The 14,199-nt window shown below is 63.3% G+C and carries 15 protein-coding genes; 8 read left to right on the forward strand and 7 right to left on the reverse strand.

Annotated features, from left to right (window positions below; all coding sequences use genetic code 11):
- Positions 1-896: 896 nt before the first annotated feature.
- Positions 897-1,328 carry a hypothetical protein gene (locus tag VDQ83_RS13745; protein ID WP_309920015.1) on the forward strand — a complete coding sequence of 144 codons (432 nt, stop codon included), beginning with the start codon at positions 897-899 and terminating at the stop codon, positions 1,326-1,328.
- Between the two features lie 135 nt (positions 1,329-1,463).
- Here the strand turns inward: VDQ83_RS13745 and VDQ83_RS13750 are convergent, their stop codons facing one another.
- The 3 genes from VDQ83_RS13750 to VDQ83_RS13760 form a co-directional block, all read right to left on the reverse strand.
- The gene (locus tag VDQ83_RS13750; RefSeq protein WP_455435369.1) at positions 1,464-2,168 is read right to left on the reverse strand and encodes a DUF2306 domain-containing protein; all 705 of its coding nucleotides are present in this window, start codon (positions 2,166-2,168) and stop codon (positions 1,464-1,466) included.
- Positions 2,169-2,346: 178 nt separating this feature from the next.
- The gene (locus VDQ83_RS13755) at positions 2,347-2,700 is read right to left on the reverse strand and encodes a SymE family type I addiction module toxin (RefSeq protein WP_455435370.1); all 354 of its coding nucleotides are present in this window, start codon (positions 2,698-2,700) and stop codon (positions 2,347-2,349) included.
- A complete protein-coding gene (locus tag VDQ83_RS13760) occupies positions 2,693-3,022 on the reverse strand; it encodes a hypothetical protein (protein WP_455435371.1) in 330 nt (109 codons plus the stop codon). The genes VDQ83_RS13755 and VDQ83_RS13760 overlap by 8 nt, the downstream gene beginning before the upstream one ends.
- 111 nt (positions 3,023-3,133) lie before the next feature.
- On the opposite strand from VDQ83_RS13760, the gene VDQ83_RS13765 reads away from it, so the two are divergent.
- Positions 3,134-3,379, forward strand: a complete 246-nt coding sequence (locus VDQ83_RS13765) for a helix-turn-helix domain-containing protein (protein ID WP_455435372.1) — start codon at positions 3,134-3,136, stop codon at positions 3,377-3,379.
- Between the two features lie 132 nt (positions 3,380-3,511).
- Here VDQ83_RS13765 and VDQ83_RS13770 read toward each other — a convergent pair whose 3' ends face one another.
- From VDQ83_RS13770 to VDQ83_RS13780, 3 genes are all read right to left on the reverse strand, one after another.
- On the reverse strand, positions 3,512-4,399 hold the full coding sequence (locus VDQ83_RS13770; protein WP_455435373.1) for a hypothetical protein: 888 nt from the start codon (positions 4,397-4,399) through the stop codon (positions 3,512-3,514).
- Between the two features lie 820 nt (positions 4,400-5,219).
- Positions 5,220-6,200 (reverse strand): hypothetical protein, encoded by a 981-nt coding sequence (locus VDQ83_RS13775; RefSeq protein ID WP_455435374.1) that lies wholly within the window; start codon positions 6,198-6,200, stop codon positions 5,220-5,222.
- A 249-nt stretch (positions 6,201-6,449) separates the two neighbouring features.
- A complete protein-coding gene (locus tag VDQ83_RS13780) occupies positions 6,450-8,057 on the reverse strand; it encodes an N-acetylmuramoyl-L-alanine amidase (protein WP_455435375.1) in 1,608 nt (535 codons plus the stop codon).
- A gap of 397 nt (positions 8,058-8,454) precedes the next feature.
- On the opposite strand from VDQ83_RS13780, the gene VDQ83_RS13785 reads away from it, so the two are divergent.
- From VDQ83_RS13785 to VDQ83_RS13805, 5 genes are all read left to right on the forward strand, one after another.
- Positions 8,455-8,901: an HIT family protein gene (locus VDQ83_RS13785; protein ID WP_455435376.1), complete on the forward strand. Its 447-nt coding sequence runs from the start codon at positions 8,455-8,457 to the stop codon at positions 8,899-8,901.
- 158 nt (positions 8,902-9,059) lie between these two features.
- A complete protein-coding gene (locus tag VDQ83_RS13790) occupies positions 9,060-9,548 on the forward strand; it encodes a hypothetical protein (RefSeq protein ID WP_455435377.1) in 489 nt (162 codons plus the stop codon).
- Between the two features lie 422 nt (positions 9,549-9,970).
- The gene (locus VDQ83_RS13795) at positions 9,971-10,288 is read left to right on the forward strand and encodes a helix-turn-helix domain-containing protein (RefSeq protein WP_455435378.1); all 318 of its coding nucleotides are present in this window, start codon (positions 9,971-9,973) and stop codon (positions 10,286-10,288) included.
- A complete protein-coding gene (locus VDQ83_RS13800) occupies positions 10,285-11,568 on the forward strand; it encodes a type II toxin-antitoxin system HipA family toxin (protein ID WP_455435379.1) in 1,284 nt (427 codons plus the stop codon). The genes VDQ83_RS13795 and VDQ83_RS13800 overlap by 4 nt, the downstream gene beginning before the upstream one ends.
- A gap of 1 nt (position 11,569) precedes the next feature.
- Complete coding sequence (locus VDQ83_RS13805; RefSeq protein ID WP_455435380.1) at positions 11,570-12,022, forward strand: hypothetical protein; 453 nt, start codon at positions 11,570-11,572, stop codon at positions 12,020-12,022.
- Between the two features lie 91 nt (positions 12,023-12,113).
- Here the strand turns inward: VDQ83_RS13805 and VDQ83_RS13810 are convergent, their stop codons facing one another.
- A complete protein-coding gene (locus VDQ83_RS13810; protein ID WP_455435381.1) occupies positions 12,114-12,941 on the reverse strand; it encodes a cupin domain-containing protein in 828 nt (275 codons plus the stop codon).
- A gap of 135 nt (positions 12,942-13,076) precedes the next feature.
- On the opposite strand from VDQ83_RS13810, the gene VDQ83_RS13815 reads away from it, so the two are divergent.
- On the forward strand, positions 13,077-14,027 hold the full coding sequence (locus VDQ83_RS13815; RefSeq protein WP_455435382.1) for an alpha/beta fold hydrolase: 951 nt from the start codon (positions 13,077-13,079) through the stop codon (positions 14,025-14,027).
- Positions 14,028-14,199 lie beyond the last annotated feature (172 nt).

Below are 14,199 nucleotides of genomic sequence, written 5' to 3' on the forward strand. Positions count from 1 at the left end.
GTTGGCTGCACGAGGCTCCGCCCGCACCCTCATCCGCCCCTGCGGGGCACCTTCTCCCGGTGGGAGAAGGGAACAGCTGTTAGCCCCTCTCCCCCCGGGAGAGGGGTTGGGGTGAGGGTCCGGCGCGAAAGCGTCTCGCGGAGTTGGCTGCACGAGGCTCCGCCCGCACCCTCATCCGCCCCTGCGGGGCACCTTCTCCCGGTGGGAGAAGGGAACAGCCGCTAGCCCCTCTCCCCCCGGGAGAGGGGTTAGGGTGAGGGTCCGGCGCGAAAGCGTCTCGCGGAGTTGCTACACGAGGCTTCGCCCGCACCCTCATCCGCCCCTGCGGGGCACCTTCTCCCAGTGGGAGAAGGGAACAGCCGCTAGCCCCTCTCCCCCCGGGAGAGGGGTTGGGGTGAGGGTTCGGCGCGAAGCGTCTCGCGGAGTTGAGTGCACGAGGCTGCGCCGATCCCCGCACCCAGCGTTGCTGCACAGATGCAGCGGCGCTTCCAACTCCTGATGCCTGCGGCATATCGAAACGTTCGCTCACCTTCTGCAGCGATGCCAACACGTGGCCGCCCGTCCAGCAACCGACAGCATGTCTTCAACGCAAACATCAAAGCCAAACCCAGCGTCGTCGCGCGTACTGCCGGTCCGACTCGCTTGCACGAATCGCAATCTATCTACGCTTGCCAACAAGTATTCGCGTGTCGCCACGCGATCGCAGAACCTGTGCACACGCCCGCCATGCCAGCGACAAGCGCCATCACGCCCCATTTGCAATTGCCCAACCGGGTTGTTGCTAGAGTGCCGGCGCGTCCCTGGCAGCGGCCCGCCTGCGCATCGCAGCGGTCCGCAACGTTTGGAATCTTTCATCGAATAGGAGTTGTCACGTGCCCTGGAAGTCCACTGTCGCAATGCTCGCCCTGTCCACCGCCGCCCTGCCGGCCTTCGCCCAGCCCGACCGGCAAGTGGTCGAAGACATGGTGACCCGCTCCGCCAATGTCTGCCCCGGCCACAGCACCGAACGCACCACGCCCACCGTCAAAGCCGTGCCCGTCGGCGCATTGCGCGTCATGCTCGAGCGCGGCCTGGTGATGTGCCCCGACCGTCGCCTCGACGCCGAGGCGCCGGCCGTGTTCTACGGCAGGCTCGGCGTCTTCGCATGGAACCCCGACGTGGCGGCCAGTTCGGGCGTGATCGTCAAGCAGATCGGCAGCATGACCCGCAGCGACGAGTTCCCCACCGAGACCTTGGTCTGGGACAGCAAGGGCACCGCGCTCAAGCAGCAGACCGTGCCGATGTTCGAGCCGAGGCCGGGCGCCGCGGTGCTGTACAAGGTGCGCTAAGCCGGCTTGCGTACTGCGTTAGAGCGTAGGCGTTAGCGGCATTCTTGTCCCCTGAAAACGCAGGCCGACCGCTATTCCGAACCCCTTGTCATCGCGCCGCGCGCTGGTCGAAGCAACCCGGCGCGCCGCTCTTCCTCAGCCGGCATCGGCACCGATGCCGGCGCTGGTGGGCGCCGCCGCCCGCGTGCCGCGGCGCACGACGTCGACCAGGCGATGGCCCAGCGCATGGAGCAGCAACGGCACCGTCCAACTGCTCCACAGCAAGATCGCGATCAAATCGGGCGAAGGTGTCATGCCCATGCCGATCGCACCAGACAGCGCCAGACGGAACGCCACCGGCGCCAACGTCACCAGATACGCCCGCACCATCCACTGCCGGTGCCGCTCCACCTGGCCGCGCCGGATCGCCACGAACCCCACCGAACCGGTGACCAGCCACGCCAGACTGGTCGCGGCAAATGCCACGCGGATCGCCGGCGGCGCCGGCGACGTGGCGATCAATCCGACCGCCCCGGCCATCGCCACCAGCATGCCGGCGAAGTACGCGCGCCCCAGCCAGCGATGCAGCCGCGGAAACCTGCGCCAACGCTGCGTGGCGAACTGCAGCGTCCCGAGCAACAGGCCCACCGCCCCACCGCCGAGATGGCACCACAACCAACCGCGCCGGGTCAGGAACATGGCATAGGCGGGCGAATCCAGCGCCGCGTACTTGAGATAGACCGAATGGACGAACTCCACGCCCAACGCGGCCAGCGCCAGCCACAGCAGCGCCCAGCCCACGCGCGCGGCCGGCCTTGCGCGCGGCACGGCGGCACCCTGGCGAATCGGATCGAGCTTCATGCGCGGCTCCTGCGGCCTGCCTGCCCTCGGCAGCGGCACGCTAGCATGGAAGCGCGGCGGATCGCGGCCGCCGCCGGATAACGCGCCGCAACGAAACGGAGGAACGCGCCCAGCGCGGCTCCTCCGTTCCGTCATGCAGCCCGTGTTCCGACATTGCCGCGAACCGACGCCGCCCGCCTCAATCCTCGCCGGCCATGCGCACCACCAGCTCGCCGTCGCGCACCTCGATGCGCAGCGTGCTGCCGATGGCGAAACCCAGCTGCTCCAGCCAACGCCCGCGCAAGCGCAGCGACGGCACGCGCTGGTTGCTGGCCGCGTAGTAGCCATAGCCCACCGTGCACCGCTGCGGCGGGCGCGGACGGCGGGGTGCACGCGGCGGGCGAGCAAGATCGGCGGCGTTGGCCGCAGCGACCTCCTCGGGCGTCAACATCGGCGAGAGCGTCGGCTCGACAATGGTCCAGCGAAGGGACGGCGGCGGCCGGCGCGGTGCACGCTTGCGCGGGGCGGCGGCGCGAGAAGGCGGCTTACGCATGGCGCGGCTCCCCGTGCGACACCGGCGCCAGGCCATCGCCGCCCAGCCGCTGTGCGTGGATCTCGTCCACGATCCCGCGCACCGCGCGGGCGGCCGTGAAGATGCTCTCGCCCAGGATCGACACGCTCTTGTCGTCCAGCGGCACGCCACTGCACACCGCCACCATGTCGCTCTGCGCGGTGATGGTGCGCAACAGCGCGTGGAACTGGTCGAGCTGCTGCAGGGTGACGCCGAAGGTGAAGTGCTCTTCCTGCGTCTGCAGCGTGGCGGCTGGTGCAGTGTGCCGCAGCGCGGCGGTGGTGCGGGCTTTCGAAGTCGTCATGGCATCCGTCCTCGACGTGGGCGGACGGGGTGTCCGCAGAATCACAATATCCCTTTTTCGGATATTTGAAAAGGGGATATAGCTTTGCTGTGGGCCTCCGAGCTTGCAGACATGCCGACCAAGTCGATCCACAAGAAGGACTACGCGATTTTGCTGCGGCAGCTGCGTGAGCTTCGCCTCGCTGCCGGGCTGACGCAGGTTGGCTTGAGCGCCGCACTGGGCCGCCCGCAGTCCTATGTGAGCGACGTCGAGCGAGGTGAGCGCCGGATGGATCTTCTGCAGTTGCGAGATTTCTGCAAGGCCTGCGGAACGTCGCTCACAAAGTTCGTCGATGAATTCGAGCGGGAACTAAAATAGCTGCCAGTACCTGCTTTCGCTTTTCTGCTGGCACTTGTCTGCTTCTGTCTGCTTCCGGCCAGAAGCGGACGTTCCTAACATCCAAATCAAGCCGAGTAGCAGAGCGGCTTCGGCTTGAGTGAAGATTGCGGGCTACTGAAGCGACAGCCACTTTAGATTGTTGGCACGGCAGTAAGCCAATACCCGCAGGTACGATCTAAATTCAACAGGCACATCCCCGAGAATCTCTTCTGCTTCATCCACCCACAACTGGGCAAGGTGACTGAACCAGGTGTCTCTCGATGAAATTTCCGCAGGATTCTCTAAAGTGCTATTTATCGCCCCCACCAAGAACGCAAGGTTATCGCTGAGAGATTCACTGACGCCTTCTCGTTGATTGCTGAGCGTCTCAATCTGACTATCAAACTGACCAATCTCTACTCTTTCGAACTGAGGATTGGCAACACCGAATGTGCCGCACCGGTCGTAGTACCACCGAGCATGGCCCTGTAGCTTCCCAGCCGAAGGAAATGTGCTGTTCTGAACAATCGAGCGCTCCTCAGTGTGATGATAGAGTTCACCCTGGCTCAAAAACGCCGGCGCCGCGTAGCACACAAGCCCCTTACCTTTCAAGGCGGAGCTCAATCGATGCAGTGCCATCTGCTGCTGCTGGTCGATATTGAAGAAGTAGCAAGGGGTTGCAAGACCCTTATCCTTGGCCTTCTTGGGCGTGAGTGATCTATGGTTAGAGCGCTTCGCTTGAATGAATAGATTTAGTGCAAATGGCGGGAGCAGTTTTCCCTTCTTTTTCTTCTTCCAAATGTAACTGAGTCCGATCCCTGCCAGAGGTAGCCCCGCCCGATACCGCCCCCTGTGATAGCGCCAGAAGATCTCATGTTCAACATGCGCCGCATAGTCAATTCCTATGTGGTCTTCGAAAACTTGCCCGGGCTCCCAGAGCAAGTGATTGCCTCGCAAAAGTTGATTGAAGAGAGGCCCGCGAAACTCACTTTCTTCAAAATCGGCTGGTGACTCTGCCATGTCTCCTCCGCAATCTGACTGCCCAGTATGCGGACCCTAGGGGCCCGTCGTACGAGTTATACATAGAGCACCGCATGGCGGGCTTTCCCCTTGATACGGGCCGATCTTAAGGCGGCTGGATCTGGCTAACAAGCCGACAAGTAGCCGGGCCCAGCTAAAAACAGGGGCAGGTTCACTTCCTACTGCCCGATGCGTAGAAGCCCGATGGCATAGGAAGGCATTGCTCGATGCCATGGCGACAGGTATGACCGAGACTCACTGTTTCGCTTGGATCAGGCCCGCTCATCGGTCACGCAAGCCCACCACGGCTACTGTTAAGTGAATCTGCCCCGTTGCTCCCGTTGCTCCCGTTGCTCGTGGCCGGCTGTGATAAACACTTACGGCCGCGGCTGAGGGATTCACGCGCTCCTGCGCCGGATCAGGTCCCCGGCGTAGGGCACGACTTCACATTCGCGCCGTGGTACGACTGGAGCGCCCATGAGCCACCGCCTTGGCCGTTGGAGACCCACACGAAGGTCCAGGACTCCTGCTGTTTATTGATGCAGGAACTGATCGTAATTGAATCACCGGCTGCCCTCCCGGTGGCAGGGACGTGATTGGCGGGTTCGAGCCGATACCACTGGCCGTCGCCCGATCCGGCTGCAGAATCGTCTTGGTGACTGTAACGGTGCCCAGCCGATCCACGTCGCCGAGCGGCAGTCTGCTATCGCGACTGTAAAAACGGGGTCAGGTCCACTTCCTGCCGCCCGATGCGGCAAACGGGGTCAAGTTCACTTCCTGTGGCCGTTGCCCCACTCCGCTTCGGACAGAAGCGGCGCTTCTAGTCGACATCGAAAGTTTCGGCAAAGCGACTCGGCATGCTGCCAAGCATCGCCTCCAGGTAGACGTAGGGCTTGATCGCATCGAGCCAGGCGAAATAGCTTGCCTCCGACACGTGCCTGCGCACACCGGCCAGGACCGCCTGACAACGATCCGGTGACAAGAATGGCAGTGGTGGCGGCTCTGGATCGTAGACGCCCGAGAAATCGCCCTTCAACGTGTGCGCTCCATGCCACAGAACCTCTGCTGGCGTACCGGAATCGAGATGGGCCAGTTCCACCACACGCCCCGACAGTAAAGGATGGGCGGCTAACACCCAGCCGTACAGCTGCGTGGTCCACAGCGGGCAACGGATGGCGAATACCGAATCGAGCCAGTCAGCGAGTTCATGGTTGGCCAAGTACTTCGCACAGAAGAACATGCTCGCCGAGAAGTCGCCACACGCCACGCTCCACGCCACGCGCTCCCCACCCGTGAACGGATTCTCCGGCGCTGCGACCACCAGCCGCTCTCCTTCCCAGCGAGCGGGGTCCATCAGGCAGCGGCCCAACGTCTGCCTCGCATCGTCGGCGAACCCAGGGTACGGCTCGTCGATGCCGCGCGGATGCACGGCCATGAACGCCGTGACGAGGTGCTGATACAGGCTGTCGAACGACCGTTCCAGGTGGCGGGGAACGAGCTGGGCCAACAAGTAGCGATACCAATTGGTCCACTCGTCCATGGGGCCGAAACAGGAATTTCCGGAAGCGATTTCCTCAAGCGGTACGCGCAGCTCCTCGAGCGAGAAGCCCTCAAGATCGGCGAGCAGGAAGTCGAACATGCGCCGCTCTTTACTCATGAACCACGCTTCGCCCATCGGATGTGCAGGGCGGGGCAACTGATGGCGCATGCGTTGAACACAGCCGGAATTCAGCCCGTCGCCAGGACGCCAGACGAACGGATGCGCAATCTCGGGCTGTGGAAGCTGATGCGATGTGGCCATCTGGCGATTCTAGCCTTCACTTCCTACTGGCCCAATGCGTAGAAGCCCCTTGGCATAAGGATGCAGGCTAATAGAAAAGCCGCCGGTGCGCGCCCGGCGGCTTTTGAGTGTCAGCACATAGCTTCCGAGCGATGAAACCGACATCGTCCTGACAACACGAGGTGGGTAGACATCCCAAGTGCACTTTCGTCCTACAGCGAAGAGTTCGCTATAGGAAAATTATTACGTAGGGATAAGAAAAAATAGCTCTTAGAGTTGCGTAGCCTCAGCCATGCCATCGTTGGTGAGTGGTGTTGTCTTTGAAGTCGACTTAACACAAGTGTGAGTTGCCTCAACAGGATCTGTCTTTACACCATCGGCATCTACCAGCCAGCGCTTAAAGACTGAGGTTGACGATGCATCAGTACCGCTTCCGCAACTGAACTGAAAAGTGAGCGGCGATGATGTAGACGTGGTTGTCCGCGTGCCCGTCTGGCAGGTCCAACCTGGGGCGCATTTAACAGGCTCGAAGTACATAGTCACGGGGAATGTGGGGTTCCCGGAATAATTGACTTTATATGGCACCTGAGAGCCTTGGGGGCCAGTTGAAGCTGGAATGGAATCAATCTTGAACTTGGAACACGTTTTTCCGTCCTTATTGATTTCAATTCCCTTGGCGATGCCTTTACCGGCCAAGGTGCGGAATGTTGCATCTTGCAGGGCGATTGCATCATCCGCGTTTGTATGAAATGCAACCTCGATAATTGTCGCGGGGAGGCGCGCAAGAGTATTTTCACCTTTATTGGTCACACCGCGCGGTACAGTATCAATGGTCCAATTTGCATACGTTGAATTCGCCTGAATAATTTCCTTCATCGAGCAAAGTATGTTGCTGGTCAATAAGCGACTTGGTTCTGCGTAATCACCGTTGTGATACCAACCGGTAGTTCCGCGAGATGCCGTGTTAGTTCCGGCATTTGTGTGAATGCTGACAAGATAATCAGCACCTAGATAATTTGCGTAAAGTGGTCTTGCCCGGATATCTTCATTGTACTCCCGCAACTTAGAAGTATCGTAGGGGAGCGTGTCCCAAATGTCGGCTCCGTGAGTAGGCAATATACTCTGTAAATTGTACTTCGCAGAGACTTTCCACCAAGGCTCGCCTGAAGGCGTGTGAATTGCCGTGGAGTCCGATCTTGGCTTGACTATGGCTACCTGAGAGCCTCGCTCGGTAAGTGCTGAACTAATTTCACTCACGTATCCGGGTGTAATGAAGTCCTCAGTGATTCCGTTTGACGGCAATGGACGCTGTGGAAGCCAAACTGTAGGCTTTCCAACTGGGTAGTCTAGATAAAGACCGTGCCCTGCAGAGAGCATCACGAGCGGCAGTGGATCTTCTTGGCTAGGAGCGGTTAGTTTTTTTTTTGGGGCTGGAATGCTGGCCTCCGGATGATAAAAATAGATATCCTTTCCGCCGAACGTGCACTCGTAGCTTTCCACACTCACAATTCCAACCAGAAGTGGTCGTGCAGCTTCGATGAAGAGGCTGCATTGTTCTTCGTAGTCAGCCCCGTTTTGATCCGGGATGGCATCTTTGCCAAGGTCAATTTGAAGCAAGCTTTTCTTTGGTGAAAGTCGAGCAGACATATTGAACTTCTTCTGCCCTGGCACCTTCGTAACCTGCGCAGCCGTTTTCTGGAGCTCCTCAGATAATGACCTCTCAATACCCGCTTTATCGATTGCGCTCAATTGCGATGTGCTGACTCCGTCTGATGCTGGTGCATATCGTTGTGCAAACGAAGCTCCAGGGGCGGCCAGTAAGGAAAGAGCGGCAGTCAATAGAAATGCAAGCCGGTTCGGGTTTGTCCTGAGTTTCATCTTTACTCTCCTTGAGAACTTCCTTGAGAAGCGAGGCATCCGATGCTTATTTGTTAAGGCATGCCTTGCTTTGGATCCACCCTTGGCTGGGAGGGTAGGTAGAAGATGCTGTCGTGTCTAGCGCATGATCAAAAAAACGTGATTCGTTACGTGATTACTGCAGCCTCCAAAACTCGGGGCAGGTTCACGTCCTAATGCCCGATGCGTAGAAGCCCGATAGCATAGGAAGGCATCACAAGCCTGGAGTCAGTGTGCACTTCTCCCGGCCGCCATCCACCGCCCGAGCGGTATGGCGATCGGCACCAGTCACCCGCGCGTTGTCCAATTGACGAGTCGCCAAAGCGCGCCACAGAATCCGTTCCCGCCCCACAGTGGGTTCTCTTCGCCGTTGCGCCTCATGCAGCACGCTCCCCCCGGGTACGACTGTCCGTTCTGCGGTATCGCCGCTACGCTGCCCTCGCCCGCGCCGGAATCGGCCGTTGTCCTGGTGGATGCCAACGTGTACGCCTTGGTGCCAACGCACCACTACGCCGGCATCCAAGGCAACTGCCTGGTGATCCCGCGTGGCCACTACGAGAACGTATTGGACATGCCCGACGAGCTGGGCCGCGAGGTCTTCCGCGCCACGCGGCGCCTGGCGCACGCGATGCTGGCCGCCTTCGGCTGCGAAGGCATCTCCACGCGCCAACACAATGGGCCGGCCGGCAATCAGGATGTGTGGCACTACCATCTGCACGTGTTCCCGCGCTACACGAACGACGGGCTGTATGGGGGGCAGAAAGTGCGCTACGCCACCAAGCAGCGGATTGCGCTGGCCGCCCGTCTCCGGGCTGCTTTACCGTAAGAGCCGCCGTTTCGGCATCAGAAGACCCGCTCATCGGCCACGCAAACCCGCCACGGCACTGAACCTGACCCCGTTACTCGTTAGACTCGCCTCGCCTTGGACACGTCCGTTTTGGCCTTTGGCCCTCGACCCCTGCAGCGCAACCGGAGTAATTTGGAATGACCATGAGTCAATGGATGACGTATTCGCGTGGTGCCCGCATCAAGCGCCTGGCCCCTCTGCTGATTGGCGTACTCGCCGCACCAGCGGCGCATGCGCTCGACGCGGCGCAATGGCAGGCCGTCGCGCCCGCGATCCAGGCCGCCGTGGAGTGCCGGGCAAAGCCCGATACCGCCAGTGCGGCGTGGAAGGCGCTGCCCCGTGACGAACACGGTGGCATTGGGCCGATCACACCGCCCGCCCCCTTTGCGGTGTTCGGCCTGCCGGTGAAGGCCGTGTCCATCTTCATCGACCCGAACGGCGAACTTGGCGAGAGCTACACCGCCGACCTCGGCGCCAGCGCGGCGGCAGCGCGCAAGTCGGCCAAGCTCGGCGCCAACGGACGCACCACCAAGATGGGCGACCTCGCCCTCTCCGAAGACAGCCCGCCGAAGCTGACCTGCACCGTTGCGGGCAGCTACGACGAAAGCGGCTATCAGGAAAACTGATGCCTCGCTGCGCGTTGCAGGGAACAAAGGCCGGGGCCAGGTTCACTTCCTGCTGCCCAATGCGTAGAAGCCAAATGGCCTAGAAAGGCAGTGCTCGATACCTATAACGACAGGTATCGGCCACGCTCATCGGCATGGCGCGACGTCCCCGCCGCGATCTTCCTGGCATTCCGCAGCACATCGTGCAACAAGGAAACGACCGCCTGCCGTGCTTTTGGGGATGACGACGACCGCGTCCGTTACCTCCCTTTGCTGCATGACGCCCTGCATGCCTGGCCCGTCACTCGCCTTTTGGGGTTGTCCGCATCCGCTCTCTGGCTGTGGCCATGCTTCCGATGCATGGAGGTGCCAAACTGAACATCCGAGCGCCCGCATAGCAAATAAAGTTGTGTTTCCTCTCAGGAAATGTAATTTAATCTTCCATGTCCAAGCGTACCCCGCCCACGATGCCCCGTGCCCAGCGCCAGATCCGCGCCCTGGGCGAGCGCCTGCGCGCCGCGCGCATGCGCCGGCAGATGACCCAGGCCGAACTCGCCGCCCGGGTGGGCGTGAGCGTGCCCACGGTAGGCAAACTTGAGCGCGGCGACCCGGCCACCAGCCTGTCCACCATGCTGCGCGTATTGACCGCGTTGGGCCTGGACAAGGACATCGACCTGCTGGCCCGCAACGACGAGGTCGGCCGCCAGTTGCAGGACAGCCAGCTGCGCCGCACGAATGCGAAGCGGGAGAGCACGCCGTGAGCCGCGCGGCCGACAACGTGCAGGAGCTCACCCAGGTTGAGGTCTGGCTGGACGATGCCGCGCTCGGCGGCCGCGCCCTGGTCGGCCACCTGACCCGCCGGCCCAGCCGCACGGGCGACACGCTCCAGTTCCACTACACCGACAGTTGGGCGAACCAGGCCGCGCCGATCCGCGCCTTTGCGCTGGACCCGCAGTTGCCGCTCCACCGCGGCCCGTTGATCGCGCGCGGCGGCGCCAGCGCGCTGACCGGCGCGTTCGTCGACTGCTCGCCCGACCGCTGGGGCAAGCGCCTCATGGACCGGCGCGAGGTCATCGACGCGCGCGAGCAAGATCGCCGGGCGCGCGCGCTGCGCCCATGGGACTACCTGATCGGCGTCGGCGACGCCTCCAGGATGGGTGCGCTGCGCCTGCGAACGGCCGACGGCCGCTACCTGGACGACCATACCCTGAGCGCTCCGCCGATGACCGAGCTGCGTGCGCTGGAGGCCATTGCGGTGCGCGTGGAACGTGGCGACACCGACGACAGCGACCACGACATCAAGTGGATCAAGCAATTGGTGGCGCCCGGCGCGTCGCTGGGCGGCGCCAGGCCCAAGGCCAGCGTGCGCGATACCGATGGGACGCTGTGGCTGGCGAAGTTCCCTGCCGCCGACGATCGCCACGACGTGGGCCTGTGGGAATTCGTGACCTACCGGCTCTCGCTGGCGGCGGGCATCGCGATGCCCGCCGCGCGCCAGCTGGCCCTGTCCGACCTGGGCACCACCTACGCGGTGCAGCGCTTCGACCGTGCCGGGGCCGAACGCCGCGCCTACGCCTCGGCCTTGACCCTGCTGGACGTGGACGACAGCGAGGGCAGCAGCTACGCCGAGATCGCCCATGCCATCGAGAATCACGGCGTGGCCTCGGCGATTGCCGACGACCTGCATCAGCTCTACCGCCGCGTCGCCTTCAACGTGCTGATCGGCAACCGCGACGACCACCTGCGCAACCACGGGTTCCTGCGCGAGCCCGGTGGCTGGCGGCTGTCGCCGGCCTTCGACGTGAACCCCAATCCCGACAAGGACGCGCACGTGCTGGCCATCGGCCTGGACGATCCCACCCCCGACACGCGGCTGCTGCTGGACACCTGCGCGTACTACCGCCTGAGCAAGGCGCAGGCCGGCGAGATCATCGAACAGGTGCGCACGGCCATGCGCGGCTGGAAAGAGGAGGCCCGGCGCTGCGGAGCGCGCGGCGCCGAGATCGCGGCAATGGACGCGGTCATCGACGCTGAGCGCTGAGATGCCACGCAAGCACACGTTCCCGCCCTTCCTCGCCGGCGTAGTCAACGAAGTGGCCTACGCGCGCTGGTTGAACCGCAAGGCGATGGCTCACGTGCGGCGTGACCGGTTGCGCGGCCGCGCCTGCACCCGCGTGGCGTACAAGGACGCCATCCATGCCGCCGTGTTGGACAGCGGCGGCAAGGACCACTACACCGGCGAGCCGTTGGACTGGTCGCGGATCAGCACCTACACGAACGGCGACTCGCAGACGGGCCGGCACGCCTACAAGCTGGGCTTCGCGCTGCTGCCCACCGTCGACCATGTATCCGCCTCGGCGACGGAGGCCAGTTTCAAGATCTGCGCGTGGCGCACCAACGATGCGAAGAACGACCTGTCGGTGCCGGATTTCGTGGCGCTGTGCCGACGCGTGCTGGAGCATCACGGCTACGCGGTGACGCCGCCGGCCAGCTGACGCGGCGCGATGAGCCCTTCCGCATGAACTTCGGTCGATCGACCGCCGAGCGGCGGCAAGGCTGGGACCCGCGTGGTTCTTGCGGGCCGATTCAACTCACAACCTGCGCGCGCCTCCAGTCGCGCGGCGTCTGGCCCACGTGCGCCTTGAACGCGCGCGACAGCGCCGCTTCGCTGCCGTAGCCCACGTCGGCGGCCACCACCTTCAATGGACGGTCCTGACGCAGCGCCTGCTGCGCCAGGCTGACCCGCCAGCCTTGCAGGTACTGCCCGGGCGTGATGCCCACGGTGTCGCGGAACGCGCCGGCGAACACGCTGCGCGACATGCCCGCGGCGGCGGCCAGGTCGTCCAGCGTCCACTCCTTCGCCGGCGATTCGTGCATGGCGACCAGCGCGTGGCGCAGCCGCGGATGCGCCATCCCCGCCAGCATGCCGCCGCGCACTTCGCCGCGCTCCATCAGCTGGCGCAGGATCAGGATGATCAACGCTTCGAACAAGCGGTTGATCAGCGCGTGGCGTCCGCAGCGCTGCGCGAACGCTTCGTCGAACAGCAGGTCCAGCACGGGTGAACCGCCGTCGATCGCGTGCAGCGGCAGGCAGATGAACTCCGGCAGCGATGCGGCGATCGGGTTGCCCGCGCCGCCCTCGAAGCGCATGTTGGCGCAGGCCATGTCTGCGCCGCGCACCGGATCGGTGACGAAGCGGTGCGGCATCGGCCGCGGATACAGCAGCAGGCTGGGCACCTCCACGCGGTGCGACGCGCTGCCATGGAATACCTCGACCGCGCCCTCTTTCACCAGGTGCAGTTGGCCCGGGCCGTCATCGGCCTCCAGCAGGTTGACCCCGCACAGGGGGCCGGCATGGAACATCTGGGCGGTCACGGAGAAGCGCTCCAGCAACACGGCGAGCCGGTCGGTCATCGGGACTCTCGATCAAGTTTTCAGGACGATACGTGGCCAATCGTATCGCCCCGGCGCGCAAAGTACACCTCGCCAGCCCGGCACGGCCAACCCGCCGCCCACCTTCCTCTTCCTTCCACCCAAGGATTCCATGCCATGAACGCTCTCACCCGCTCCGTCGCCGTCGCGCTCTTCGCCCTCACCGCCCAGGCCGGCTTCGCCGCGCAGGCCGCTCAACCGCAAAACGTCACCACCCAAAGCGCCGCCACCGTGAGCGGCAGCTACGTCACCACCCCGGACGGCGTGCAGCTGTACTACAAGGACTGGGGCCCGAAGGACGGCCCGGTGGTCACCTTCAGCCACGGCTGGCCGCTGAACTCGGACAGTTGGGAATCGCAGATGCTGTTCCTGGCCTCGAAGGGCTACCGCGTGGTCGCCCACGACCGCCGCGGCCACGGCCGCTCCAGCCAGCCGTGGGACGGCAACGACATGGACCACTATGCCGACGATCTGTCCGCGGTGATCGAGGCGCTGGATCTGAAGGACGTCACCCTGGTCGGGTTCTCCACCGGCGGCGGCGAAGTGGCGCGCTACATCGGCCGCCATGGCACCGGGCGGGTCAAGAAGGCCGTGCTGGTCAGCGCCGTGCCGCCGATGATGCTGAAGACCGCCGACAACCCGGGCGGCCTGCCGATCGCGGTGTTCGATGGCCTGCGCAAGGGCTCGCTGGACAACCGCGCGCAGCTGTACATGGACATCGCGTCCGGCCCGTTCTTCAACTTCAACCGCCCCGGCCACACGCCGAACCCGGCGCTGATCCAATCGTTCGTGGCGCAGGGCCTGCAGGCCGGGCACAAGAACACGTACGACTCCATCGCCGCGTTCTCCGCCACCGACTTCCGCGCCGACCTGAAGAAGTTCGACGTGCCGACCCTGGTGATCCACGGCGACGACGACCAGATCGTGCCGCTCGACAGTTCGGGCAAGGCCTCGGCCGCGCTGATCAAGGGCGCCAAGCTCATCGTCTACCAAGGTGCGCCACACGGCCTGGCGGACACGCACAAGGATCGCCTCAACCAGGACCTGCTGGATTTCCTGAGCAAGTGATCGTTGCATGGCAACGGGCCCGGGCAGTCGATGCCCGGGCTCGTTGCTTTTTGGCGATCAGGTGGAAGATCCCTGCATCCGGCCAGCACTGTCGGCCGCTTTTCTGCCAGCTCATCCAGCGAATGATTCTGCGGCAGATCTTCGCGCACGCAATCCAGCAAGCTGCTCAGCA

It is taken from the genome of Xanthomonas sp. WHRI 7945, assembly GCF_035026585.1.